37 protein-coding genes are annotated in these 24659 nt (G+C 60.8%); 2 read left to right on the top strand and 35 right to left on the bottom strand.

Annotated elements, in window-relative coordinates; all coding sequences use genetic code 11:
• Positions 1-106 precede the first annotated feature (106 nt).
• The 17 genes from QW863_RS20705 to QW863_RS20625 form a co-directional block, all read right to left on the bottom strand.
• A complete protein-coding gene (locus QW863_RS20705) occupies positions 107-655 on the bottom strand; it encodes a hypothetical protein (RefSeq protein ID WP_315768569.1) in 549 nt (182 codons plus the stop codon).
• Positions 648-827 carry a hypothetical protein gene (locus tag QW863_RS20700; protein ID WP_315768567.1) on the bottom strand — a complete coding sequence of 60 codons (180 nt, stop codon included), beginning with the start codon at positions 825-827 and terminating at the stop codon, positions 648-650. Before QW863_RS20700 ends, QW863_RS20705 begins: the two co-directional genes overlap by 8 nt.
• Positions 828-909: 82 nt before the next feature.
• A complete protein-coding gene (locus tag QW863_RS20695) occupies positions 910-1176 on the bottom strand; it encodes a hypothetical protein (protein WP_315768565.1) in 267 nt (88 codons plus the stop codon).
• Positions 1163-1315: a hypothetical protein gene (locus tag QW863_RS20690; protein ID WP_315768563.1), complete on the bottom strand. Its 153-nt coding sequence runs from the start codon at positions 1313-1315 to the stop codon at positions 1163-1165. The genes QW863_RS20695 and QW863_RS20690 overlap by 14 nt, the downstream gene beginning before the upstream one ends.
• Positions 1312-1716 (bottom strand): hypothetical protein, encoded by a 405-nt coding sequence (locus QW863_RS20685; protein WP_315768561.1) that lies wholly within the window; start codon positions 1714-1716, stop codon positions 1312-1314. Before QW863_RS20685 ends, QW863_RS20690 begins: the two co-directional genes overlap by 4 nt.
• Positions 1716-2222: a hypothetical protein gene (locus QW863_RS20680; RefSeq protein WP_315768559.1), complete on the bottom strand. Its 507-nt coding sequence runs from the start codon at positions 2220-2222 to the stop codon at positions 1716-1718. Before QW863_RS20680 ends, QW863_RS20685 begins: the two co-directional genes overlap by 1 nt.
• Positions 2223-2226: 4 nt before the next feature.
• A complete protein-coding gene (locus QW863_RS20675; protein WP_315740018.1) occupies positions 2227-2427 on the bottom strand; it encodes a hypothetical protein in 201 nt (66 codons plus the stop codon).
• Entirely contained in the window at positions 2417-3211 is a 795-nt protein-coding gene (locus QW863_RS20670; protein ID WP_315768556.1) for a hypothetical protein, read from the bottom strand. Before QW863_RS20670 ends, QW863_RS20675 begins: the two co-directional genes overlap by 11 nt.
• A 36-nt stretch (positions 3212-3247) precedes the next feature.
• A complete protein-coding gene (locus QW863_RS20665; protein WP_315768555.1) occupies positions 3248-4216 on the bottom strand; it encodes a YqaJ viral recombinase family protein in 969 nt (322 codons plus the stop codon).
• Between the two features lie 17 nt (positions 4217-4233).
• Positions 4234-4932 (bottom strand): DNA polymerase III subunit epsilon, encoded by a 699-nt coding sequence (gene dnaQ, locus QW863_RS20660; RefSeq protein WP_315768553.1) that lies wholly within the window; start codon positions 4930-4932, stop codon positions 4234-4236.
• A gap of 15 nt (positions 4933-4947) precedes the next feature.
• Positions 4948-5589 (bottom strand): hypothetical protein, encoded by a 642-nt coding sequence (locus QW863_RS20655; protein ID WP_315768551.1) that lies wholly within the window; start codon positions 5587-5589, stop codon positions 4948-4950.
• Positions 5579-6169: a hypothetical protein gene (locus QW863_RS20650; protein WP_315768549.1), complete on the bottom strand. Its 591-nt coding sequence runs from the start codon at positions 6167-6169 to the stop codon at positions 5579-5581. The genes QW863_RS20655 and QW863_RS20650 overlap by 11 nt, the downstream gene beginning before the upstream one ends.
• On the bottom strand, positions 6150-6506 hold the full coding sequence (locus QW863_RS20645; RefSeq protein WP_315740025.1) for a hypothetical protein: 357 nt from the start codon (positions 6504-6506) through the stop codon (positions 6150-6152). Before QW863_RS20645 ends, QW863_RS20650 begins: the two co-directional genes overlap by 20 nt.
• A 3-nt stretch (positions 6507-6509) precedes the next feature.
• Positions 6510-6899, bottom strand: a complete 390-nt coding sequence (locus QW863_RS20640; RefSeq protein ID WP_315768547.1) for a hypothetical protein — start codon at positions 6897-6899, stop codon at positions 6510-6512.
• A gap of 169 nt (positions 6900-7068) precedes the next feature.
• Entirely contained in the window at positions 7069-7683 is a 615-nt protein-coding gene (locus tag QW863_RS20635) for a single-stranded DNA-binding protein (RefSeq protein ID WP_315768545.1), read from the bottom strand.
• 61 nt (positions 7684-7744) lie between these two features.
• Complete coding sequence (locus tag QW863_RS20630) at positions 7745-9322, bottom strand: DnaB-like helicase C-terminal domain-containing protein (RefSeq protein ID WP_315768544.1); 1578 nt, start codon at positions 9320-9322, stop codon at positions 7745-7747.
• 204 nt (positions 9323-9526) lie between these two features.
• The gene (locus tag QW863_RS20625; RefSeq protein WP_315768542.1) at positions 9527-10459 is read right to left on the bottom strand and encodes a helix-turn-helix domain-containing protein; all 933 of its coding nucleotides are present in this window, start codon (positions 10457-10459) and stop codon (positions 9527-9529) included.
• Between the two features lie 22 nt (positions 10460-10481).
• On the opposite strand from QW863_RS20625, the gene QW863_RS20620 reads away from it, so the two are divergent.
• Both QW863_RS20620 and QW863_RS20615 read left to right on the top strand, forming a co-directional pair.
• Positions 10482-11105 (top strand): hypothetical protein, encoded by a 624-nt coding sequence (locus tag QW863_RS20620; RefSeq protein WP_315768540.1) that lies wholly within the window; start codon positions 10482-10484, stop codon positions 11103-11105.
• 230 nt (positions 11106-11335) lie between these two features.
• Positions 11336-12061, top strand: a complete 726-nt coding sequence (locus tag QW863_RS20615; RefSeq protein WP_315740031.1) for a helix-turn-helix transcriptional regulator — start codon at positions 11336-11338, stop codon at positions 12059-12061.
• A gap of 1 nt (position 12062) precedes the next feature.
• On the opposite strand, the gene QW863_RS20610 is transcribed toward QW863_RS20615, so the two are convergent.
• The 18 genes from QW863_RS20610 to QW863_RS20525 all read right to left on the bottom strand — a co-directional run bounded on the left by QW863_RS20610 (position 12063) and on the right by QW863_RS20525 (position 24649).
• Positions 12063-12455: a hypothetical protein gene (locus tag QW863_RS20610; protein WP_315768538.1), complete on the bottom strand. Its 393-nt coding sequence runs from the start codon at positions 12453-12455 to the stop codon at positions 12063-12065.
• Positions 12452-12709, bottom strand: a complete 258-nt coding sequence (locus tag QW863_RS20605; RefSeq protein ID WP_315740033.1) for a hypothetical protein — start codon at positions 12707-12709, stop codon at positions 12452-12454. Before QW863_RS20605 ends, QW863_RS20610 begins: the two co-directional genes overlap by 4 nt.
• Before the next feature lie 336 nt (positions 12710-13045).
• A complete protein-coding gene (locus tag QW863_RS20600) occupies positions 13046-13318 on the bottom strand; it encodes a hypothetical protein (protein WP_315768536.1) in 273 nt (90 codons plus the stop codon).
• A complete protein-coding gene (locus QW863_RS20595; protein ID WP_315740036.1) occupies positions 13315-13584 on the bottom strand; it encodes a hypothetical protein in 270 nt (89 codons plus the stop codon). Before QW863_RS20595 ends, QW863_RS20600 begins: the two co-directional genes overlap by 4 nt.
• Entirely contained in the window at positions 13568-13891 is a 324-nt protein-coding gene (locus QW863_RS20590) for a hypothetical protein (protein WP_315768533.1), read from the bottom strand. The genes QW863_RS20595 and QW863_RS20590 overlap by 17 nt, the downstream gene beginning before the upstream one ends.
• A gap of 9 nt (positions 13892-13900) precedes the next feature.
• The gene (locus QW863_RS20585; protein WP_315768531.1) at positions 13901-14086 is read right to left on the bottom strand and encodes a hypothetical protein; all 186 of its coding nucleotides are present in this window, start codon (positions 14084-14086) and stop codon (positions 13901-13903) included.
• A complete protein-coding gene (locus QW863_RS20580; protein WP_315768529.1) occupies positions 14086-14844 on the bottom strand; it encodes a hypothetical protein in 759 nt (252 codons plus the stop codon). The genes QW863_RS20585 and QW863_RS20580 overlap by 1 nt, the downstream gene beginning before the upstream one ends.
• Positions 14845-14864: 20 nt before the next feature.
• Positions 14865-15233: a hypothetical protein gene (locus QW863_RS20575; protein WP_315768527.1), complete on the bottom strand. Its 369-nt coding sequence runs from the start codon at positions 15231-15233 to the stop codon at positions 14865-14867.
• Positions 15233-16849, bottom strand: a complete 1617-nt coding sequence (locus QW863_RS20570) for an ATP-dependent helicase (protein WP_315768525.1) — start codon at positions 16847-16849, stop codon at positions 15233-15235. The genes QW863_RS20575 and QW863_RS20570 overlap by 1 nt, the downstream gene beginning before the upstream one ends.
• 68 nt (positions 16850-16917) lie before the next feature.
• The gene (locus QW863_RS20565; protein WP_315768524.1) at positions 16918-17289 is read right to left on the bottom strand and encodes a hypothetical protein; all 372 of its coding nucleotides are present in this window, start codon (positions 17287-17289) and stop codon (positions 16918-16920) included.
• Positions 17289-17513, bottom strand: a complete 225-nt coding sequence (locus QW863_RS20560; RefSeq protein ID WP_315768522.1) for a hypothetical protein — start codon at positions 17511-17513, stop codon at positions 17289-17291. Before QW863_RS20560 ends, QW863_RS20565 begins: the two co-directional genes overlap by 1 nt.
• A complete protein-coding gene (locus QW863_RS20555) occupies positions 17513-17884 on the bottom strand; it encodes a hypothetical protein (protein ID WP_315768520.1) in 372 nt (123 codons plus the stop codon). The genes QW863_RS20560 and QW863_RS20555 overlap by 1 nt, the downstream gene beginning before the upstream one ends.
• A gap of 148 nt (positions 17885-18032) precedes the next feature.
• Positions 18033-18521: a hypothetical protein gene (locus QW863_RS20550; protein ID WP_315768518.1), complete on the bottom strand. Its 489-nt coding sequence runs from the start codon at positions 18519-18521 to the stop codon at positions 18033-18035.
• Positions 18521-18937: a hypothetical protein gene (locus QW863_RS20545; RefSeq protein WP_315740045.1), complete on the bottom strand. Its 417-nt coding sequence runs from the start codon at positions 18935-18937 to the stop codon at positions 18521-18523. The genes QW863_RS20550 and QW863_RS20545 overlap by 1 nt, the downstream gene beginning before the upstream one ends.
• An 11-nt stretch (positions 18938-18948) precedes the next feature.
• Positions 18949-20961, bottom strand: coding sequence for a hypothetical protein (locus QW863_RS20540; protein WP_315768516.1), 2013 nt, complete (start codon positions 20959-20961; stop codon positions 18949-18951).
• An 8-nt stretch (positions 20962-20969) separates the two neighbouring features.
• Positions 20970-21434, bottom strand: a complete 465-nt coding sequence (locus QW863_RS20535) for a hypothetical protein (protein WP_315768514.1) — start codon at positions 21432-21434, stop codon at positions 20970-20972.
• A gap of 17 nt (positions 21435-21451) precedes the next feature.
• Entirely contained in the window at positions 21452-23599 is a 2148-nt protein-coding gene (locus QW863_RS20530; protein WP_315768512.1) for an ATP-binding protein, read from the bottom strand.
• Positions 23600-23638: 39 nt separating this feature from the next.
• Complete coding sequence (locus tag QW863_RS20525) at positions 23639-24649, bottom strand: M28 family peptidase (protein ID WP_315768510.1); 1011 nt, start codon at positions 24647-24649, stop codon at positions 23639-23641.
• Positions 24650-24659 lie beyond the last annotated feature (10 nt).

The following is a 24659-nucleotide window of genomic DNA, read 5'->3' as shown; positions in this document are numbered from 1 at the left end:
TCGAGGCGTTGATGGAAAAACGGTCGAGTACCAGGCGCCGCGGAAAAGGAAGTTGACCGTCCGATGCTTGGCGCTGTGGCCAAGCCTGAAGTCCTCGATCTCTCCCTTATCCTTCAGGATCTGAACCTCCTGCTGGACCTCTCGGACCTCTCTTTTCATGTTGCTTGCCCCGCTTCGGAAAAGGCCGCTTTGGCCATGCTTTCTTGGGGCGCCGCGGCGGCTGATCGACCTCCGCATCAGGGTCAACCTTCGCCAGCATTCGACGCCTGAAATCCTCGGTCTCTTTCGCGATCCGCTTGGTGCGGGCGATCTCGGTGACGTCGCCGCGCGCCAGCTCGCCGTGCGAGCCGAACGTCTTCTTCGCGTGACAGTCCTTGTGCTTGCCCTCGATGAAGGCAGGATCGTTCGCCCTCGGCGTCGTATCCTTGGCCTCAGCGTCCCAGCACCGCAGTCCCAGCGCGGGGATGTGGTCGAACTCGCAGTCCTCGATCTTGCCCAGCCGCTCACCGCACTTCGTGCAGGCGGCGTTCTGCTGCAGGATCACCTGCAGCTTCACCTTGTCCGGAATGGCCTTCCGAAAGCCCTTCGGAGGAGCAAGATCGAGAACGGTTTGCATTCGTTCGTGGTATTTGCATTCAAGCAAACGGTCAAGCAAATGTTTTGCGCCAGATTTCGCGTCCCAGATTGGTGATGTGGCCGTCAGGCGTGAGGAACGCCTTACGCACCATCGCGTCGAAGGTGCGCTTCATCCGTCTGATCGGCAAGATCGGAAGGGCCGAGCTGGTGTCGTCCATCCAGCACAGGTAGGCAGGGGCATGCTCATCCATGAACCGCTTCTGGGCTTTAGACAGTCTTGGCGATCTCGGCATTGTCATTGTCCGCTGCGGCGCGATTGGTCATCAAGCTTGATCATTTGAGTGCCCTCATCTCGATCTTGATGGTGGTGAGGTTGTTTCCGACCAGATAGGCGAGCAGCCGCATCGCCGGTATGCGGCGGACCCGTGTGCCGGTGTTTGGGTTGACGTTTACGATCTCGCTCCGAGGGAACTTCGGTGGAGCCTTCCATCCCTTCGGAGTCGTGATCAGCACCGCGGCCTGTTCGACAGGCCAATTGTGCGCCGTGGAGAAGTTGATGTTCTCCACGCATCTCACGGCCAGCTCGTCAGCGTTGTTCATGCGGCGTCCATTTCACCCTTCCGGTCTCGATCCGCCGTCTGAGCATCCGGAAAGCATCGCCCTCTGACTTGGCGAGGAACACCCATTCCCCGCCCCAGAAACCAGTTGGAAGGCTGATGATCGGCCGGTAGACCTTCATGCTTTCCACTTGATCTTCGCCAGCTCTGCCTTCACGCGCTGGATCACGCGGTCTGAGAAGTTGTCAGGATGCCGCTTGTCCGTGATGATGCCGTCCGTGATCTCGACATCGTCATGCAGATCGAACGCCGTGTGCGGATTGTCAGCATGCCACAGGCCATAGAAGTTGCGGATCGACATGCCAGCGAACGTCAGGCAACCAGCATGAGCAGGATATTCATCTTTGGAGCGGAACAGCCTTGGATCCGGCAAGTGCCAGCTCGCTGGGTCGAGCCAGCGCTTCACCGCGACCGGATCTGCGCTCACGCGGGCAAGAACATCAGCAACCATGCTGTCCTCGTCCAGATAGGAGCCGTGCCATTCCTGGCTATTGCGCGCCTCGCCTTCCACTACGTTTGCCATCACGCTGCATCCTCGTCCTTGTGGCGCTCGTCGTTGTCATTCGCCGGTTCCTTGTAATTCGCCTGCTTCCTGGCCTCTTTCAGCAGATCGTCCAGGTCGATCCCGGGGAGCAGGTTGGTCTCGATGATGTTCATGGCCTGATCGAAGTAGGCCTTGAACACATCCTCATCCATGGCGTCGTAGGCTGTCGACGACGGGACCATGATGATCTCGCCGGCGACCGTCATGATGGGCTCGACGACGCCGCATCCGACCAACAGGGTCTTGTGCAGACTGTCCTCCGACACGAACAGGTCTGTGTTCTGGACCACCAGTCGCAGAATCACCCGATAGAGCCGGTGCCGCGGCGCATTGCGCTGCTGGACGATGTTGACGCGCAGCAGCTTGTTGACCGGCAGTTCGTCGAACTTCTCGCGGTCATAGTTCGCATAGGGAACAAGGTGCCCATCCTCGTTCTTGACGGCATAGATCCAGGGGTTGCTCGACTTGCTCGATGTCTTGCTCATCTGCTCATTCCCGTAGCTCTCCACCGAGGCGAAGGACCTGCTCCTTGCACGCCTCCTTGAGCCGCTCGATCTGATCGTCCGTCAGGCCGTAGTCGTAGCGGTGATCTCTCTCGGCCGCCCACCAGGCCCGCAGATCATCCGTGCTCTTGGCGAGCGGGATGACCTGCAAGGCGAGCTGGACGTATGCGCGTGACTTAGCCCGCATTCGCTTTGGTCTTGGCCGACTTCAGCTCCTGCGAGCGGTCGCTGGCCTTCTTGCGGATGAGGGCCTCGTCATCCTCGTGGAGCTTCGCCAGATCCTCGGCGAACGCCTTCTCGGCGATGATCTGCATGATCTCCTTGACGGAGTTGGCCTGGGCGATCTGATCCTCCCAGTGGTCGAGGATGGAATCCTGTTCCTTCTCGCTGACGGAAGGTCCACGCTTGGACTTGCCGCCCTTCGAGGATCCGCCCTTGTCAGACGATTTGCCTCCGCGGTCGCCGCGATCCTGGTTGTCGTTGGCGCTGTCGAACTCGTCAGAGCCGCGGAAGTCCTGCTTCAGGTCGCTGACATAGCGGTTGTCGTCGTACATGCCGAGGTGGATGTCGGCAGCGAAGCCGAGCGTGCTGAGCGCCTTCGAAAGCGCGTCCGTGAGGGACTTCTTCGGAGCCTCCTCGTCGGTGTACCAGCCGTTCTTGTTCTTGCCGACGAAGGTGGTCTGACCGAAGTGCTCGATCTCGCCCTTCTTGTCGCCCCACATGTACCAGAGCTTCAGACGCAGGATGTGGACCACATCCTTGTCCTGGCCCGGCTGGAACTTGTCCTCGACGATGGTCCAGCCCCAGCCGATGCCGATCGGGCCGAACATCTTCGTGGCCTTCTTGATCAGGTACGTGGCATTGGTCGCCGTACCCTTGAAGCCGCCGCCGCGATTGAACGACTTGGTGAAGTTGGGGTCGGTCTGTTCGACCTCGTTCCAGATCGCGAGATTTTCGGATGCGTTGCTCATGGTCTTCCTCTTGGTAAAAGGTGAGGGCAGGGGCGGTTAGGCCGCCTCTGCTTCCTCGTTGTTGTCGTTGTCGGCCTTCGCGGCCTTCTTCTTGCCGCCGCCCTTGGCCTTCTTCGGATCCGGCGGGAACCAGGCCTGCTCGTCGTCAATCTTCGCGACCTGATCCTTGTCGCAATCGATCAGCTTCTTGCCGTCCTTCGACAGCTTGACCGTCACGCCCTTGCCAGCCGCCTGGATGGCGTCTTCCGGCATCAGCTTCTTGATGGCGGTCTTGGCAGACTCATGCTTCTTAGCCGCGGTGAACGTCTTCAGCAGGATCGCTGCCTGAGCGCCCCACTCGTTGCTCTCGTTCATGTCGACGACCTTGACGCGCTCGACCAGCGGCACCTCGATCACCGGGTTTCCGGGGATCCGACCGGTCTCGACGCACTCCCAGAAGTCCTTCTCGTGCTGGAGCAGCTTGACCTGGTAGAAGATGTCCGCCTCGATCTCGACGCGGTACCACTGCGCTGCACCGGTCAGGATGCAGAGCTGCGAGGTCGGCAGACCGGTCACCATCATGTTGTGCTGGCACTGCGGGAAATACTTCTCGATCGCCTTGTCCAACGAGAAGCCGAACGGGAACATGAACTTGAACTCGACCATCGAGATGACCGGTCCGGTCTCCGTCTCGCGGACGAGTCCATCCAACGTGGCATGCGCCTTGTCCCAGTCCTCGTAGAAGACCTTGTCCTGCTCGTTGGTCACCCACAGTCCGGTGTCCTTCTCAAACAGGTCGGCGTTCAGAGGCTCGGTCAGGTTGCCGAGGTTGATCAAGATGACCTCGGACAGATCCTCCGGAGCCATCTCGCCGCGCTTCTCAGCCCAGAGGCGTTCGATGGCGAGCTGATCGCCAGACATGATGATCTTGGCGTCCGATCCTCCAACGGAGAAGCGGCGAGCAGCACGGACTTCATCGGACATGCCGTTCTTGCCCGTGCGCCTGTAAAGGGCGGGTGTGTTCATTGATCTTTCCTTGTTGGCTAAGCTGCGGTCTCGAGTTTCTGGTCGCGATAGTCGAGCCAGATTGCGTCCTTCATCTCGCTGATGAACTGCGCGTGAATGGCTCGGTCTTCGTCTGTGATCCTGGGTGCAAGCGGCACAGGCCGATGTCTGATGGCGACGGGAGCTGCTGCTGAGGACTCTGCGGACAGGTCCAGGGACATTCCCATCTGCCGGCCGCCGCGCAGCTCGCAGTAGACTTCCGCAAGCAACTGGGCATCGAGAAGTGCGCCGTGCTTGTCGCGCTTGTTCAGGTTGATGCCGAACGCCTTGCACAGAGCGTCGAGCGTATGCCGTGAGCCTGGCCGCTTGTCTCGGGCCAGTGCCAAGCTGTCGACGATCTCGTTCGGCAGCGGCGGTAGATCGAGGCGATCAAGTTCGGCGTTGATCATGCCGACGTCGAAGCCGGCATTGTGGGCGACCAGCGTCGCACCCTCGATGAAGGTGAGGAACTGGTTGACCTGCCGGCGGAACGTCGGGAATTTCTTCAGGAACTCGTTGCTGAGACCATGGACCTTGAACGCTTCCTTGTGAACCGGGAGCGTCGGGTTGATGTATTTGTGGAACGTCTTGCCGGTCGGGATCAGGTCGATCACCTCGACACAGCCGATCTCGACGATCCGATCGGTCTTGCGATCTAGTCCCGTGGTCTCTGTGTCGAGGATGATCTCGCGCTTCAAAGCGGTCTCCGTTGATTATGCGGCGCTGCGTGCGCCGATCGAGCTGAACGCGATGCCGGTGCGCTCCTCGAATTTGCGGAGCCGGCTGATGACCTCATCGGCCGTGAATTTGGTGTAGAGACCGTCCAGAGACGGCGCGGTGCCCCTGCAATAGGTCCAGGTCGGCTTGTCGAGCGGCACGATGTCCTCGAACTGCACCAGGACCAGCAGCGTCTCGTTTTGGACGATGCGGATGGTGTGCAGATCCTCGGCGTGCATGAAGTAGGACTCGCCCGTTCCGAACCGGCCGCGCTTGGCCTCGAACAGCTCCTCCTCGCCGGCAAACGTGAACCCGTTGCCGCCGTTGAGCTTGGTGCGATATTCGAACCAGTTGAAGATCTGACCCTGATGTTCCGGGCGCGTTGCCGAGCGAGTGAACCAAACGTTCTCGCTGAGGCCGGCCGCGACATAGGTCTCGAAGTCGTAGCGGTGATTGTGCGGGGCGACGACCTCCGGCAGCTTGGAGATGTCGCCGTCGAAGAAGTACAGCTTCACCGTCTCCTCCGGCGATCGCTGGAGGCAGAGATAGTCGAATCCCTTGACGTGGTAGTCCTTGAACGAATGCTCGACGATCTGATCGACGTCGATTCTCTTCGGCAGCGGCAGATCATGCAGCATGGTTCAGCTCCTGAAATGAGAGGCCGTGACCCGGCACGATGCCGAGATCGTTCTTGAGGCCGGTCAGAATGAAGCCGACCGTGCGTTGTCTGATTTCGTAGGAGGCCTGCCGGTTGCGAGACTTCCGCGTCGGGCAGTAAAGTCGATGCACAATCTCGGCTTCCCCGCCGCGTGCCAGCGCGACAGCTGCCTTAACAAGGCGATCTGCCAGTCTTGCGGCGTTGCACCACCGCATCCACGACAGAACGCCAAGAGATCGTTCAACATCGTCTCTCTGGGGGGAGACCTTGGTCTGTCCGTCATAGGGCTTCATCGCACTGAGGAGGCGGATACGCTCGATCACGAGCAGCTCGGCACGCGACATGCCGACCATGTTCCAACCGCCCGAGCGGTTGCCGGAAGTCAGCCAACGGCGTTCCTGGTCTGGCGTCTTGTCGATCACTTCGATCGCCTCGACCAGAAGCTGCCAGATGACGTCACTGTGCTTTGCTTGATCGCCCCTCAGCTCGAAAGCCAGCTGGGCACCGTGCGCCAGCCAGCTCAGAGCATTCGTGCGATCCTCAGGCGAGGACGAGGTCATGCGGTGTGATCTTCTTGCCCGTGATGTCGCTGCCGAAAGCGGGCTGCCGGCGGCGGGTTGCTCGGTATTCGAAGATGTTCGTGCCGATCCGCTTCTGCGTGAGCAGGAGGTGACCATCCTTAGCGTCCTCCAGGACGCGGTCGGCGAGAACGTTGAGGGTTGCGAGACGGAGCCGCTCGTTGCCGCGCAGCACGTCGGTCTCGGGGATCACGACCTGGCGGTCGTACTGGAGGTCACCGCTCCAGTAGACCAGGACGTCGCCGGCAGGCGCTGCCTTGAGCCAGTCGTAGTAGTCCGAGAGGGCGCCGGGAGAGACGTCCAGGACTGTGCGAGCCATGGCTCAGTCCTCGCCTTCGCTGCGGTCCTCGTGGACCATGGTGGCGTAGAGGCCGGCGAGCGACGTCACGTCCTCGACGATGGAGCCGAGCTGGTCGAGCTGGTGGGCTCGCGAGGCGGGCTCGTCGCTCAGCTCGAAGTCCGGCTCGAACGCGATGGTCAGCTCGCCATCCTCGTCCTCGACGTCGAGATCGTCCCCGGCGAGGATTGTCATGAGTTCACCGAGAACCTCTTCGAGCGGAGGGAAGCCGGACATGCCGGGTTCAGCACGAGTGGCGCCATCGAGGCAGATGCCAGGCGGACAGGAGCACTCGCCGTGCTCGGCCGCTTCCTGGGCATGATGCGCGTCGAACAGCGAAGCCATGCCGTCCGACGAAACCTGGAAGATTCTCATTTGCTTTTAGTGCTCCCGTTGGCATTCATGCAAATCGAAAGACAGAGGGGCGCCCCCTGCACGCCAACCAAGTAGGAGGCGCCCCCCCGCATTTTCCCCGCTCGACGGGGAAGCTCAGTAGAACTCACCGCACCTCAGGCGGGTGAGGATGTCGACGGCCTTCTGGCTCTCAAAAGGGGATGTCGTCGTCCATGTCGTTGTTGCGCGACGAGGAGCGGCTCGACGAGCGCGAGGAGCCCCTGTCGTCATCCCGACCACGATCGTCCCGGGACGAGCTGCGGCTCGCCGAACGACCGCCACCGCGATCGTCGCCACCGCGGTCATCGTCGCGGGAGCGGCTGCGGCTTCGACCATCCTCGTCAGCACCGCGTGAGCGGCCACCGCCATCATCATCGCGGCTGCGCGAGCGACCACCGCGGTCGTCGTCATCACGTCCGCCGCCGTTGCCCTTCGTGGACAGCATGGTCAGCTTGTCGACCACGATCTCGGTCGAGTAGCGATCCTTGCCATCTTGATCTTCCCACTTGCGGGTCTGGATCTTGCCGACGACGTGAACCTTGTCGCCCTTGGACAGATACTGCTCGATGACCTTGATCAGGCCTTCCTGCCAGACCTGGCAGTTGTGCCACTCGGTCTTCTCCTGACGCTCGCCGTCCCGGTCCTTCCAGGTCTCGGAAGTGGCAATCGAGAAGTTGCACACCGACTTGCCGTTGCTGAGGTTCTTCACCTCAGGATCCTTGCCGAGATTGCCGGCGAGGATCACCATGTTCACTGAACCTGACATCTATGGTCTCTCCTTTTCCAGTTTGCACTACCATGGCGTTTGCATTCATGCAAACACTTTTTCAAAAATCGAACTTGCGAAACAGGCTCGCTCGATCGTCGAAGGTCAGATCCACGGTGCCGGTCATGCCGGCGATCCGCTTCAGCCTCACCTTTGGGATGATGATCTGACGTTCGTTCGGCGCCTCTGCCGCGCGCTCGGGATCAGCGTTGACGACGATGCCCAGGTCCGCCTTGTTGGCCCAGTGCGCCGAGTCTGAGATGTTGTAGAGACCTGGCGTGACCTTCGGGTCCAGCTTGGTCGGGTGAGCCACGACGATGACGCAGACGCCGAATTGCTTTGCGAAGCGCTTCATCTGCTTGATAGCCTTTCCAACGTATTCAGTCAGCGACACGCTTGGCGGCCTGGTATGCTCCAGCTCATTCCAGGGATCGATGATCAGCAGCTTCACGCCGTCCCGGAAAACCGCGGCAGCCGCCGTGTCCAGGACGAACTTCAGGTCGATATCGCCTTCCATCGAGTCATCGTAATCGATGAACTGGAAGTAGCGCTGAACGAATGCCGTCGCACGCAGCTTCTCCTCCATCGACCAGTCCTCGCGAGGCTTGTCGAGGAAGGCGGTCATCAGCTCGTGGGCCAGGAACGGCTTGACGTCCTTCTCGCCTGAGAAGATCGCGACCGGCCATTTGTGCCGCTTGGCGAGCAGCACGGCGCACTGGTTGATGAAGGTCGATTTGCCGACGTTCGGGATGCCGGTGGCAACGACGAACTGGCCGGGGTAGAACTTCATGTGCTTGTCGAGGATGTCCGAAATCCCGACCTCAGCCATCGGCGGGATCTCAACCTCGGGATAGTCGCTCAGCCGGAACAGGCCCTTGACCGGCCACGGTTTGGCGTTATCGATCAGCTCCCGCACCTTCTCGGCGCCGAGGTACAGCTTGACCTCGTTCATGTCCTTGCAAGCGCGCTTCTTGCCTCTGCGCTTCTTGTCCGGAACGACTTCGTCCTTCGGGTATTCGACCCAGAGGCACTTGGCCGCGCCCAGCCGGCGCACCAGCTCCTTCGCGAGCCGGCCGCCGGGCTCATCGCCATCGACGGCGATGATGTGGTGCTTGACCCGCTGTAGCGCGTCCATCAGCCGGCCCATGAACGAGAACTTGTCATCGTCCTCGGGGTCGATGTCCCGATCGTCATCCGGAACGTGGATCAGCTTGCCGTTCTTGTCGCGAGCCGGCGGCGCTCCGTCCGGCACCGAGACGCAGGTGTCGTAGCCGGACAGCAGCACGGCGTGGCAGTCAGGTTCGCCCTCCGTCCAGATGAGCGATTCCGCTCCGGCTTCGAGCCGGTTCATGATCGCCTCGTCCCAGAAGATCCTCGCGTTGTAGAGGGTCTTGGCAGCGTTCCGCTTCTGCATGAAACGGCGCTCGCCGTCCTGTGCCCAGCGGTACTTGCAGTTGACCTCGACGTCGCTCTCTTCGAAGTAGGGCCAACACAGAACCTTACCGTCCGGGTCCGGAACGACGATGACCTTGTCCTGCCCATCGCGCGAGAGAGTCCCGCTGTAGAGCCCCATAACCACCGCCAGTTCGGGGCACAGGCCTCTGTCCTCCAGTCCTCTCGCGTGCTTCTCGCTTAGCATTCTCTCCGTCACTCCATGCGCAATGGTGGCAATTCCAGACGACGCCTCGGTCGTCGATCTTGACGCTGAGGCATCGGATCTTCTTGTGAGCCCCCTTCCTCGTGTGCGAGCACATCGGACAGAGCGTGTACTGGTTGCCGAACTTCAGGGACCTGAGCTTGATACCGTGCTCAGCCAGCACCTTTCCGACATCGACGCCGGCCATCAGATCGCCACCGTGCGTCGTGCCAGGACCCGGCGATGGCGATCATCGGATGACTCCGGCGGCATACCGTCTTCGTCCGACCACCGGCCCTGGTTGAGCCAGGTTGTCGGATGCATGACGAACCGGCGACGATCCGGATCACGGAGGTCTCGACGCACGTCCGGACTGTTTGCGTACCGGCGCATGCCTTCGATGATGTCCTTGAACTCGACCTTGTCGGCCTTCTCGATCCGAGCGAGCTTGGCCAGTGCAGCTTCCTTGCCGACTTTCTTGGCAACAAGCGCCCAGAACTGCTCCTCGTAATCCGAAGGCCACTCCGCCGTCCGTCGCTGCTTGCGACGTGGTTCTGGTTTCGGTTCTGAGTCTGGTTCTAGTACACGGTTATTGTTGTCGGCCTCGCCGACACCCCTTGTCGGCGTATTTGACAGGGCTCGTCGGGGAGGCGGACACCCCCTGTCATCGTCGCTGACACCCGGTGTCGGGGAATTTGACACCCCCGGTGTCGGCGTATTTGACAGGGGGTCATCATCATTGATGCTCTCCTCCAGCGCCGCCGGCACGTTCAGCCGGTAGACCTTCGAGCGGAATCCGCCGTTGTCGTAGTAGCGCTGGGTGGAGGTGATGAGGTTGAGATCTTCCAGCTTGGTCAGTGCGGTGCAGACCGTCTGCCGGGTCAAGCAGGACTTGACGGCGATCGTGCTCTGCTTCGGATAGGTCTCGAACTTCTCGTTGGCGTAGTTCGCCAGCGTGATGAGGACCAGCTTGAGGGTGGGTGTGAGATCCGCGTCGACAAGGTCGAACGCCCAGGTGAGTGCTCTGAGGCTCATGCGATGTTTCTTGTTGGCTGTCGCCAGCTTGACGGCCGGCGAGGGGTGATGTATTTGCCCGAATGCAAATGCAAAGGCAAGCCACGAGATGTGGTGATGCGGCAACACCGACACCCACTAGGGACCGATGAACCCCATCCTCGTAGCCGGCCTCGATCCGGCGTTCGCCAATTTCGGGATCGCCCGAATGTGGCTCGACCTCAGCACGCTGGAACTGAAGCTCGATAGATTCCGAACGATCTCGACCGAGAAGCTGGCCGGCAAAAAGAAGCTGATCCGGCAGAACTCGGATGACCTGCGACGTGCCCGAGAGCTGCATGCCGGGCTCCACGAGGAGCTTGCCGGCTGCACGGTGGCCTTTGCGGAGATCCCGTCAGGCGCCAAGGCTGCAAGAGCCTCCTACGGCTTTGGAGCTGCCGCTGGCGTTCTCGCGTCGATCCAGATCCCGCTCTTCCAGGTCATGCCGCTGGAGACGAAGAAGGGGAGCGTGGGCAATCCAAAGGCCGAGAAGCCGGAGATCATCTCCTGGGCTGCGCGGCGCTATCCAGAGGCTCCCTGGAAGCTCTACGACCGCGACACAACTGGGAAAGGCGGTAAGATTCTGAACCGGAAAGGCGAGTTGCATCTGGACAATGAGCATGTTGCAGATGCGATCGCCATTGTACATGCAGGCCTGCATTTGCAGGAGTTCAGGCAATTGTTAGCAATGCTCAAAATTGCTGCGCCCGCCTCGCAAGCGGCAAGCTATTGATTTTATTATATATTTGTGGAAAAACAAGAACGGATGACGAACGAAAATTTCGTTGCATTCGCCTGAAACCTAGACTAGGGGAGAGGTGTTAGCATCCAAACAAATGGATGGGGCCGGCATGCAAACGGAATTCTTGACCAGAAGATCACAGCTCGAAAACGATTCTGGGAGGAAATCCCGTTCAACCCTAGTTTCATTTTCTAAAGACTGATAGAAAAAGGCGCATTGCAATGACCTTGGCTCTCGAAAAAGTGGCAGCGAAAACAAAAGCACAAACTCCGAAGCAGGTCGTGATCGAGTGGATCGACTACATCCTCGATCGAAAGCGGTGGAATGCTACGGAGCTTGCAAGGAAGGCGGAACTCGCTCCGTCGACTTTGCTGCGCCTCCTCAACAACCCCGAGCATCCTTTCCTTCCTACTCAGAAGACTCTTGCGAAGATCGCGGACGCTTCGGGCATCCCGATCACGAAGAAGGTCATGGAGGCTCTCGGAGCTGAGACGGAGGAGAACGGCACAGAAGTCCCGGAAGGGATGTCGAAGCGCGCTGGACTGCGTCCTATCGCCGCCAGGACGGCGACCGTCGAGTTCAAGCATGTGTCCGCTCTGCCGGCTTCGTTGCAGGCTGCAGCTTCGAGCCGAAGGGATGGCTACGTTCCGGCTCCGCCTCAGCTTGACGGAGACGAGACGGGCTTCGCGTTCCATGTGCCGGATGATTCGTTTGGTCTGTGGCTGAAGGCAGGGTCGCTCTGCTACGGCACGAAGCGCCGTGATCCCGTTGCCGGTGACATGATCCTGGTGACCGGCAAGGACGGGAAGTCGAAGGTTCGACTGCTGACCAGCATCGACGAGCGAGGCCTCGTCATGACGAAGACGATGCCGGCCGGCGATGAAGAGCGGATGGCATTTGACGATGTCGCTGAGATCGCCATCGTCGCCGTGATCGTGCGCTTGTAAGTCAGCACTGACTTACGTCGATAGCTCCAAAGAGCGTCTCGACCCTAGCGACCGTTGACCTGATGTAGCCTGAAGGGGCTGTCATCAGGTCGATGTCGAAGTCCTTCCGAAGCTGACGAAGCTTTGCGAGCCACTCCCTAGCATCATCCAGCTGGGCTCGATCGACTCGATCCTGCCATTCCGTCTTCGCAATCTCGAGACGGACCTTCTCGATTTCGAAGTCGAGATACTCTGCGAACTCCCTCAGAAAGACTTCGAGTTTCTTGATCTCGGGCTCGATCCTGACGAGGCAGTCGCATGCCCGTCCGATGATGACGGGCAGCCGGCTCTTGAAGCGCGGGTTGATCTCCCTACGAACCGGATTAGGTGGATCCTCTACGATGGAAGATTTCATTCCCGTTTTCCCTTATTCTCGGTGGCGTCGTAGTCCTCCTGGGATGGACGAAATGGCGGTAGACCACGGTCGAGCGCCGCCAGCGCCAATGCTACAATCTTTGAGACGCCGCGCCGCTCCTGCTTGCTGACCGCCTGCGGCGTGATGCCGAGCCACTGGGCAACTTCGGCCTGGTTCAGCCCGCGGGAAATCCGCCACAACTTGGTCTCCTCACCGGTCAGAAACTTCTCGTTGTCGGGTGCCTGCGATGGCATTTCCCACCTCGTTGCTGTGGTCCCGATTGTGTCACGGCGGCGGCCAACAGGCCTATACACCACGAACAAAGGAATGTTCCTACCGCCATGTAAACACCGGTCCTGTGATTTTTAGAGCACGCGCGGTTGTATTTATGCAAATCAGCACCCACGATCATGCAGCCTTCCTCACCGAATCAGCATCCCGGATGCGGGCGAGGTTGCCTTCCTTCCACGCCGACGCGACGAGACGTACGGCCGCCGTCCTGAGCACAGGCTCGGTCGCCATCAGTACCCATTTTCCGTCCTTCCGTTGCGCGACATAGAACAACGGCGGTGATCGGAAATTACGCTTCGTCATAGTGCCTCCAAGAAATTGGTGATGGGACCGTCGCGCTCATCGAAGACGTTGACGATGTGACGTTCGTTGGTGTCGTCGACCGGGATGGCGACGTGGAATGCAGTGCCTTGCGCCCGCAGAACCTCGATGATCTCGATCGTTCCTGTAGCGCCGGCCGCCACGACGTGCTCAATGTCCTCGTGATCCGAACCCATCGTCTCTTCAAGGATCCGAACCTTCTGGCCAACCTTGAAGCCGAACGCCTCCGTAAGCTCCTGATTCTCCTTCACAGTGCCTCCAGGAAGTTAGTGATTGGTCCATCGAGCTGGTCGAACGAATTGACGATGCCGCGCTCGTTGGTCTCGTCGACGGGGATCCAGACGTGGAATACGATCCCCTGGCTTCCGGTGTAGACCTCGATGTGGTCGATGATGCCGATCGAGCCAGCCGGCATCGTGTGCTCGATGTCCTCGTGGTCCGCGCCCTTGGTCTCGATCTTGAGACGCACGCGCTGCTCGGCCTTGAAGCCAAACGCCTCCTTAAGCAGCTTGGCCATACTGGTCCTCCAGCTCATCGGAGAGCTTCTCGGCGCCGGCCAGGACCGTTGCGAGGCTGATCGTGTAATCGCTGATCAGGTGGTAGCTGTTGCCGTAGACCAGCCACACCCAGGCGGTCTTGCCGTCCTTGGTCAGGTACAGCCTGTCCTCGTCGGTCGAGAACATTGCCTTGAGGATCGCCTCGCGGTCGCTGCTCTGCTTCAGGGGGAAATCACCGCCGTCCCACACGTCGATCGTGTAGCCGGCTGCAAGAGCGTCATCGACCATCTTCTCGGCGATCTGGCGCTCGATCTTTTCGTCGTCCAATGTCGTCTCCTATGCGAAGTCCAATTCGTCGTAGCCATCCTCCGCCTCATCGTGGCGGCGGTGATCGGTGGTGCGCAGGGTGGAGCGGCTGCTGCCGCGCGAGGTTCTGATGAGGCTCGCGATGTCCTCCTCGCCATCGAGCGATTCGAGCAGGCCAACGGAGCCGCGGCCGAAATATTCAGCGTTCTTGGCCATTACGCAGCCTGCAGCACTGGTTGGAAGTTGTTTCGGCCGGGCCCGTGGACCTGGATGGTGATGTCGGCCTTCGCCGCGGTCTTGTGGCCGCCGCAGAGCAGGCACTGGGCGCACTGAGTGGCCTTGCCCATCTCCTTGGACGCGGGGCAGTGACCCTCACCGGCGAGCTTCGGAGCGCCCTCAGGACGCACGCGGTAGGTTCGGAAGCCGAGCGCCTTGGCGAGCACGCGGTCGATCTCGGTGTCGCAGGAGGCCATGCAGAACGCCGCCAGCTCAGGCTTCTCGCGCCACATGTGGGTGAAGCCGGTGACGTCGTGGACCTTCGCCAGGATCGTCTCCCAGACGGCCATCGGGATCGCGCCAGGATCGCCATAGGCGCCGGCACGGACGCGCTTGCCGGCGAGCAGCTTGCGGGCCTTGGCGAGCGTGACCTCGGGATAGACGCCGCGCTGGTAGGCGTCGAAGACAACGTGCGGACCGCGCCACAGCATCACGTAGCAGGAGCGGCCCTCGTTTCGGCGAAGCCCTGTCTTGAGGTCGGTGACCACCCTGCCCATGTGAATGCAGCTGCCGCAGATCGCCTTGTCATCGCCGGTCTGGCTCGCCTTCAGCGGGTTCATGTCCTGGCGCAGGATGTAGAGCTGCGCCATCGCACCGGTCTTGGAGTTGCTGCCGCCATCCTCAAGGCCGGTGGCGATCAGCATAATGGGGCTGCCGTCCACCTCGGACGGACCCTTCCACACGATACATCCGTTCATGGGAACTCCTTTGTTTGCATTCAAGCAAGTCTCAGGACGTGCATATGGGGAAAGGCGAGCGCCAGGTCCTGCTCCGCGCGATGGAGCTTGTGGCTCAGGATGTTGATCTGCTTACGCTTCCTGGCGATGAAAGATTCGAGGGCCTCTTCCTCGGTCGGACAGGCCCATCGCTTGGTTGCTGTCAGCAGGATAAAGCGTCCGCTGATCCAGGCCCCTTTCGGGGTTCGGCTGATGATGCGATGCCAGCGCATTTCCAGCTGCGGATCCGTGACGCCGTAGCGGTCGGCGTCAGGATCGATGCACACGGAATATCGCTGGGCTTCGCACCGCCAGAGGACCGAACTCCCATCAGGAGGCCGGCCGTAGGGGTAGACGAGCTTCGGCAGCATCAAGCCACCTTCTGCGTCAGTGGCAGCTGGCCCTGGGCGGGCTGCTGGTTATCGTTGACCGGCTTGACCTTGGGCAGCGGCGGCATCAGGTCGATCAGCTCGTCCATGGCGCGCGTGGCGGCCACGTACTGCAGGTTGATCTCCTGCTCCTTCTCCCAGGGCATGCTGGCGTATTTGGACGGGCAGGTGCTGAACCGGTCCAGCCAGTAGACTCGTTTCCACTCACGACCCTTTGCGCGGTGGATCGTGCAGAGCGTCAGGATGCCCTGGACGTTGTCGGCGAAGATCCAGTCGATATAGCTAACGACCGAAGAGATGAGGTCGTGCTTGTCCTCACGGCACGCATCCATGATGACCTTGAGGGTTTCGAACTTGTCCTCGGCCTCCTGGACCTTCGACATCTTCTTCTTCGGCAGCCAGCGCTCTTTCTCCTTCTCCAGCCAGTCCTCCAGCTTTTCCTCCAGCTCGGGGATGGTGTTGATGGATTTCCAGCGGGTCGCCAGCTTCTTGAGCTGCTCGCCGATGTCGCGGCCCTCGATCCGGCACGGCACCTTCTCCCGGATAAGGGCGAAGGCTGCATTCACGAGCGGCCTGGTGTTGCGGCACAGGATCGCCGAATCGCCGTTCAGCCGGTCACGCTGCTGGATCATCTGCTCGAAGGTTTCGAGGCTGATCCTGCCTTCCGGCGCGCTCGGGTGAGCCTGGATGTGATTGACCCATGTCTGGGCAAACTTGACCACCGTCTTCGGGCACCGGTAGGTGACCGTGAGCGGCATCTCCTTGGCGCCAAACTCCTGCTTGATGATGTCCAGGCTGTCGTTGTCGGCCCCGGTGAAGCCGAAGATGGCCTGGTGGGGGTCGCCGACCGCGAACAGCCGGCCATTCGGCTTCATCAACGCCCGAGCCAGCAGCCGGCGCACCGTGTTGGTGTCCTGCGCCTCGTCGATGATGACCGTGTCGTACTGCCACATCTTCACCCGATAGAGCAGGGCGAGATAGATCATGTCGTTGAAGTCGATGACGTCCGGATTGCTGTTCGACTCCTTCAGCACGTCGATCGCCAGCTCGATCAGATCGTCGGCCTTCTTCTGCGTGGCCTCCTCGTCGAACAGGTCAAAGTGCTCGGCGATATCCTCCCAGACCGAGGTATCCTCGATGTCGCCGCAGCCCTCGATGCCGACGCCTGACTGCTTGGCAAGGCCCACGAGCTGGACCACGACACCGACGTGCGGTGCGAGTGACGCATCGATCCGGTTGGTGTCGATCCAGCCGGCTGTGATCCGGCCGACCTTCTCCTCGTCGATCCTCACGCCGGAGAAGCGCTTGCGGTAGTTCCGAAGCGCGATGGCGTGGCAGGTCGAGGCCTCGGCCTTCTTCCAGTCAATGCCCAGCTTCTTCAGCTTCTCCTTCAACTCGGTGGCGATCTTTTTTCCGAACGCCAGGATGACGCTGCTGCCTCGCATGCGGCTGACCGTATGGACGATCGTGGTCGATTTGCCGGCGCCGGCCACGGCGATCAGGACGATCGAGCTGGTCCCGTTCCAGGCCTCATTCTGAAAGGCAGCCTGCTGCGGCGACGGAACGTAGATTGCGGGCGCTGCCGCGGTGCTGGACATGTGTTCCTCGTCTGGTTGGGTGCGGGCACGTTAGCAATTATATGCATTCATGCAAATAAAAAAGCAAATCAAGCTACGGCTTTCTGCTCAAGGCGCTCCTCCTGGCGAAGCACCTTCAGCGCGGCGACGATGCGCCTGGCGTTCTCCTCGCTGCGCGGCTTGGCGATCACCTTGCGATCCTCGAAGACGATCCAGCAGTTGTCGTAGATGTCCTCGATCGCGAACACGTCGCCGTGCTCCGTGAAGAAGGCGGTCTTGCCCTCCGGCGTCACGTGCTGGGTCTGGACCATCCCGTAGCAGTTAGGATCGAGGAAGCCCTTCTCGATGAGGCTTCGCGTCGCTGGAAAGTGTCCCTTGCGCAGGTAGATGGTCTCGCTGACGCTCTGCGAGATGGCCCGCGCCATGATCCGGTTCTGCAGGTCAGTGAATGTCTTGGCCATCAGACTGCCTCCCCATCGATTTCGATCAGCTCGGAACTGTCACCTTCATCCTCGATGCTGGCCTCAGTCAGCGAGACCTCACAGCCGTCGATGTCGGGTCCGAACTTGAAGCCAACATCGACGCAATCCAGGGCAATCTTCATTGCCTCGCGCGCCTGCTTCTCGTCCTCGGCTTTGACGCGGCATACCGCCCAAAGCTTCACGTCGAATGCGTATTCCTTCATCAGAATGTCTTCCCAATGAACGGGCCGCGAGCGGAGAGATCCCCAAGCGTGCCGTAGGTGGTGAATGGAAGGTAGACGCCGAGCGAGGCGAGCTTCAAACAGAAGTCGAAGTCGCAGGCCTCGGGGTAGAGGCGCTTGTTCGGGATGAGCGCAGCCGGGATCATTTCCGGCCCGTTATCGTGCGACTCGGGAGATGGATTCGATCCGATATAGATCACGCGATGCAGCTCACCGTTCGCCTGATAGACGTGCCAGGTGTTGGCGTCGCTGTCGTATCCGTAGAGCAACGTCCGATCATGACCGTCAATCGGTCCAATCATAACCGGAGTCTGCTCGACTTGCCGGACAGCCCTCAATTCGCTCTCAGTCATGACGCCTCCGCTTCCCGTTTTGTCGTGAGTTTTGCCGCAGCCCTGTCTCGCTTGCGGTTCTTGACCGTGATGACCACGTGGACCTTTCCGCCCATCCTGCGAATGAAGGTGCGGCACCTGGCAAAGGTGCGTTTGGCTCCGTAGGGCCTCATCGGAGATAAGCCGGACCGTACGGTCCCATTTTCTCGAGCCCGTTGTGCTCGTCGAATATGTTGCCGCGGGCGTGCTCGGCCGGCTTGGACCAGCTTTCGGCCTTGAGTACGTCACCGGTCGCCTTGTCGACGAAGCAGTGGACGCCGGTCCCCTGGATGATCTTCCAACGCTTGTTCAGCTCCACGATGTGCCAGGTGTATTTGGGGATCGACGAGTACTTCGCTGCGCGGTGCTCCTCGGAGATCCGCTGGCAACCCTGGTAGAAGATGTCGAGGGCCTCACGGAAGGTCGCGCGGGTAAGGTGCCCTTTTCCATCGCATCGCCAGTCAGTCACCTCACCGTCCCTGACCATGCAGCCGGTGTAGAAGCCAGGTGATTCCACCGCGGCGCAAAGGGTGCATTTTGCCGTCTCTGGCATCGGATCCTCTATTTGTTTGCATTCAAGCAAATGGCCGGGCAGCACGAAGCCGCCCGGCCGACGCATCACAACTCTGCAGCGAGCTTGCGGAGATCGTCGAGCGACTTGCCGCCCAGCTCCTCGGTCTCCTTGGCGGCGATCAGGGCCAGGATCTGCTGCTTCTTCTCCCGGTTCGCCGCGGTCTCGGCAGCCTTCTCGGCCTCGGCCTTCTTCGTCTCGACGACGTGCTTGACGATGTCGAAGGCGAGCTGCAGCTCGTTGTCAGCCTTGGACGAGCTGCTGAGCCAGGGCAGGTCATCGTCGGTGCTGCTGTCCTTGAGCCGGCGGTTCAGCTCGCGGGCGATGCTGGTCAAGTCCGCGCTGTTCTTGGCCCTGCTGCTGATCTGCAGGTCCCACAGCTGCTCGACCGTCAGGCCGCCGCCGCCGAGCGGGGAGGGGAAGCGGAGCTTCAGGCGAGAGGCCTTCTCGAACAAATCTGACATTCAGTTCTCCTTCAGAATACGACCTTGACGGTCCGGGTGAAATTGCCCTTCACTTTGGCCAGGATCTCGTTGCGCTGTGTGCTGGAGAAGCCGAGGCCGTTGATCTGCGCGGCCGACTCGGCCGTCCTCATCCTCGAGCCGACGATCTCGATGACTTTCCGATGCTTGGAGAGATCTTCGCGGAGGAACTCGTTGAAGAACCCGCGCGCCTGTCCGTCGTTCAGGCAGCCTTCGAGCATGAAGAAGTAGTGCTTGTTGCCGACGCCGTGCCCGTCCCAATAGTTCGGGGACAGCATCATCAGGTTGACGGGGTGGAAGGCCTGGGTCGCGATGTTCCAGACCGTCTTGGTCGACTGCGTGGATGGCATTGAGGAGATGATCTCGATGCCCTTGGCTCGGGAGTATTTGAGCTTCGCGACGGAGATCTTCTCCTTGTGGCGGACCGCCTTGGGATAGGCGAACCGCGTGATCTGGCCGAGCCAGTCGATCTCGACCTCGAAGCCGACATCAACCGACTCTCGCTTGCAGAAGTTCTCCACGATCAGCTCGTAGACGCCCTCCCGCATCGTCGACTGCGAGCTATAGAAGATGTTCTCCACCGGATGTCGGCTCTTGCCGCCGCCGGCATTCATGTCGACGTCCAGCATGCCACCGCAGCGAGACCGCTGGCCCTTGTTGCCGAAATAGATCTCGTTCCCATCCGGCTCGCGCATGTGGAAATCGAGATCGTCGTAGTTCGACCATGCGAGCCGGCAGCACAGGTCGCCGCTGACGTTTCCGCCGGCCTGCTTGACGCGCTCACGGACGCCGTCCGCCATGTCGCCGTTGTAGGACCAGGAGAAGTTGTTGTCCCACTTGAATAGCCGGGCGGCGCCTGGATCGACCGGCGCGATCAGGCTTACCAGGTTCGAGATGTGCTTGTTCTCGAACATCACCTCGATTGACTCGGCGCTCGGAACGACCTGCGAGAGGAACTTCTCGATCGGCAGCTCTTCAACCTTGTCGATCTTCCGGGTGCTCGACTTGACCGGGATCGAGTCGAACACGTCGCCGTCGATCACCTTCCGGGTCGCGTTGTCCGCGAATAGGATGTTGGCCGCCGAGATGTCCGTCGTGCGGGCGTAGCGCCGCTCCAGGGCACCCGTCAGACCCAGCTCGGTGATTGTGGCCTTGGCCTTCTCGATCATGGCCTTGGTCACCAGGGCGGTCGGCCGCTTGTAATTCTCCGGGGCCACCATGGCCTCGAACTTGCGGACCGCGTTCTCCATCTCCATGCCCTCGGACAGGTCGATGAGCAGGGTGCCGATCGAGGTGTTGCGGATGCCCGTCACAGACCCCGGATTGGCCTTCACAGCGAGCCAGACGAACGGGTCGCGCTGATCTTGCGGTAGCCGATCGAACGCCACCTTGGCCTTCCGGAAGGCCTCCACGGCGAACTTGTGCTCGTGGCCGCGGTAGAGCGAGTTCTGGCCGATCAGTTCCAGAACGGTGTCGATCGAGTCCATGGAGATGGTGGTCAGGGCACGATGGAACAAGTCGTGCGCCGAGCGGATCTCGGAACGCTTGGTAGCCAGCATGTCGCCACGCATGACCCGGCCTGCCGGCAGGTGCAGGTGGAAGTGCTCCCAGGCCCGAACCTTGCCGAGAACGTCCTCGAAGTTCTTGTCGGTTCCAACCGACGCCTCGTGGTGGAAAAATTCGTCAGCGATCGCCCGAGACTTCACGAGCCGCGACATCGCATCGGCGACTGCCTGGTAGACAGGATCGGACACCTTTCCGTCCCAGATCGAGACCAGCTTGCCGTCGACGATCGCGACGACGTTGCCGACCGCGCGGATGAACTGACGACAGCAGCTGCAGTCATGCTCCCTGCGCTCGCGGAAAACCGGATTGGACCCGGCCGGGAAGCTTTCGAGATAGGCGTCCCAGAGCTGGTCCTTGTCGACCGCCGTGCAGAACAGATGGCCGTCGCGCATCTTCTTGAACTGTGCCGAGACAGCGTGCTTGAACAGAGAGAAGTCCATGTGGTTTCTCACTCCTTGATGATCTCGATGATGGAGGTATTGGCGACGAAGCCGAAGAAATCCTCGTCGCTCTCGACGTAGACGCGCTTGTCGGCATCGGCATTGTCGACATCGCCGACCGTGTAGATGCCATCAGGCGCATCGGGATCGCCCTGGACGCGAACCCGGTCTCCCGGGCTCACGAGCAGAACTTTCATCGCATCCGGAGTCGCCTGAGCCTTTTGCTCCCATGCCTCCGAAAGCTTCTCGCCGTTCAGGAAAAGACCGTCCTCATTGAGGACGGCCGCTCCATCGGTGGCCGCTTCGACCGCCACCCGAACGTCAGCGAGACAAACGAGTTTGTTCGCGTCGGCCTCGCCGGCCTGCAGCAACTCCTTGACCTCGCCGAACTTCGGATGGTCCATCGCCAGGACCCACGGCCGGCCCTGTGCGATGAACGTGATCGAAGTGTCAGTGATGATGCTCGGGATCATGACGGTTTCCGTTGGTTTCAGGCCGCCTCGTCGAGGTCTTCGTCGAGGTCGTCGTACAGGTCTGCATCCTCGTCATCTTCGACGGTGACCTTCTCGTCCTTGGCTGGCGCCAGCTTCCGGAACTCCTGGCTGTCAACCAGGAGGCCGAGATAGTGCGTCAGCTGTCGGTAGGTCTCGCCGTCGAAACTGTAGTAGCCGGAGCGATTGATGATCGACCGGAGCAGCGGGTACTTTTGGCCCAATTCGGCATATTCCCTCTCGACCACAACCACGGGATCGTCCGCCCTCTTGATCTCGACGGAGATGCCGAGCTTCTTGAGGGCGCCGTGAGCGATGTCGGATGGCGTGGTCTCCCGGGCGCCGCGGCGCGACAGGCTGGACTGAACCTGGTGCAGCTTTGACCAAAAGGCCTGCACATCGTCCGGCATCCGCTCGATCTGACGGCTCTTGGCCCAGACCGAGAGGTTGCTATCGAGCGAGGTGCGATTGTCCTTCTCGGTCAGATGCGTCGGATCGACCTTCGCCTTCAGGTCGGAGACGATATCCATCTCCGACCAGTTGTCCGGAGTTACCGCGTCCTGGCCCTTGATCAGGAACATCTGACCAACTTCCAGAATGCCGAGCCTCACGCAGTCAGCAACCACGCTGTCGAGGTCGTAGAGGCTGATCGTGCGACCGTTGACATAGAACCAGCTGTCGTGGCGCCGCCGCCGGCCGTAACCCGCGGTCGACTCCTCGATGTACTCGCCGCCATCGGCCAGATCGACGTCCTGCGTCATCTTGGTCAGGCCGCTTGCGCTGACCACCAGGGTGCGGCGCTTGCGGACCGTTTTGCCGCGACGCTTCTCGACCGGAACCTTGAAGCTGTCGAGATCGACAACATTCTCGGGATTACCGAGGCGAGCGAGAGTGGCATCGCGGTTGATACGCTTGCAGCGGACCCAGAGCACCTTCTTGCCGACCAACTCCGCCATCATGAAGCGGCTGAACGAGTAGTTCGGATTATGCTCGATGACGACCGTGGCGTCGGCAGCCCAGGACGAGCGAACCTCGACGTCCTCGAACTTGTCGAACGTCCGCCAGTCATTACCCAGCTTCGCCGTCTTGAAGTCCTGCTTCAGGATGTGCTGGTGGAGCCGGCGGCCATTCCACTCGATCAGGTTTCGCAGCTTCTCCAGCCGGGTCATGCCCAGCTCTTCCTGTTCGGTCTCGAACACCTTGCAGGCCTCGAACAGAGTCTTGGCTGCATCCACCTTCCGGCGAACCTGGTTGATGAAATTCTGCTCGAACGACGCAACCAGGTTCTTCAGCGTTCCCTTGGTGTTCTCGTCGTAGGCCAGTTCCTCACGGGACAGGGTGACCTTCAGCGAGCCGATCGGAGCGTCGAACAGCACGGTATCGTCGTGATGCAGGAAGCCGGTGGTCTCGATCTGGCGTAGATCGATGGGATACATGACGCAGCCCATGCGGACCTGCGGACCGTAGAACGGAACCGTATGGTCCTTGTACCAGGTCCAGCCCTCGCCGGATGACGACACCTCAGCCTCATTCCACTGCGGCGCCGGGGTGATCCTGGGGCGTGGATTGAACGACCACAGGATCTGGCTGGCCCGGTTGTTGAAGGCGTGGACGTCTTCACGACGGACCGGGAACGACACGTCGAGGCCTGACGGCTCGTCGGACGGAACCTCGGCGAGCAGGCGCAGCACCGGGAAGCCGCCAGCGGCCAGCGACATCACGTAGGCCCGCATCATGCCGCCGGTGTAGGAAACGACGTTGTAGGAGCCAGCGCCGCTCTCGCCGATCAGGTAGGCGAAGGGCGAGAAGCGGCCGAGACCCCAGCCACCAACGTCGTTGTTGCTCTCGCGCTTGGTCGACGCATACATCTTGGCGTAGACCTCCTGCATCTGCTCAGGCGTCATGCCAGGACCGAAGTCGCGGACGCGGAAGACCGGGTTCAAACCGGTCGGCAGATGGACCTCGTAATTGCCGCGGGAGGCGTCCCAGGCGTTGGTGGAGATCTCGCGGATCGGGTAGCCGATCTTGTCCTTCGCCAGGCCCGACATCTGGGCGTAGAAGGCGACCGCGTTCATGTCGAACGTAACCTTGATCTCCGACTGCACACCGGACGCGACGTCGACGTGATCCTGCATTCCAAGCTTCATGGCGTGGTCTTTCTGTTGTCAGTGGTGATGTTGTGTGGATCAGGAGGCGATCTTCGAGCCCAAGCCGAAGCCGAAATCGTCGTCGTCATCGAACAGGTCAGAGATCGAGAGATTGCCGCCTTGATCGATGTCAGGCTTCTGGTTCTGGCATTCGATGATCGTGTTCACCTCCTTGAAGGTGAGGCCGACCTCATCCTGCAGGAAGCGAGCGATTGGACCCGGGTTGTGATAGACTAGGTCGTAGACCGTGGATGGCCGCTTGCGCCGGTAGCTGGACAGCTTGCTCAGGATCTGGCTGGGCAGCTCTGGCTTCTTCGGATCACGCTCGACCACGAACTTGCTCTGGTCGATCTTGACCATGTGGTCGCGCAGCTTGATCAGGTGATCAACATCCTGCTTCTCGGTCGGATGGTGCTCTTCGAAGTAGCCGACCGACAGGTTGCTGCACTCCGGCACCAGGTTGATGTATTTCTTGGTGTCGGTCAGGAAGCCGGTCGGGTCGAGCCTGTAGCCCTCGGGCAGCTGAGCAGCAATCGACCTGCCGAACGTATCCGAACAGCAGCGCGGACCCTGATGAGTGATCACCGAGTGCGTGCGGCGACGATCGAACGCCACAGCCACCTGGATGCCGTCCAGGAACTGCGGCGTCTTCTCGGCGATCGCGCTGGAGCCGATGCAGCCGATCTCCTCGGCAGCATGGAACATGTAGAGACCAGGCACATTGGCCTTGATCATCTCCATCATGATCCACACGCCCGAGGCACAGTCGGCGCCGAGGCAGTTCGACTTCGATTTCTCCGGCAGGCGGAGGAATTTTCCGTCGTACTGCACTTTCTGGTAGCCGGTGCGGTTGTGGACGCTGTCGGTGTGCGACGACCACAGGACTGTCGGCCTCTCCTCACCGACGATGAGGAAGTGGTTGTCGAACTGGTCCTTCTTGACGCCCAGCGGCAGCAGGAAGCGGGCGACGAACTCCGCTTCCGTCTGCGAGCCGGCCGGCCGCCGGTAGGTCAGCATCGCGGTGAGGGTTTCGAGGTCTTTGTTGCTCATTGCTCTGCTT

This window comes from Bradyrhizobium sp. SZCCHNR1017 (genome assembly GCF_032381375.1).
Taxonomy (GTDB): Bacteria; Pseudomonadota; Alphaproteobacteria; order Rhizobiales; family Xanthobacteraceae; genus Bradyrhizobium.
The sequence above is the reverse complement of the archived record's forward strand: the minus strand, read 5'-3'. Positions and strand labels throughout refer to the sequence as shown.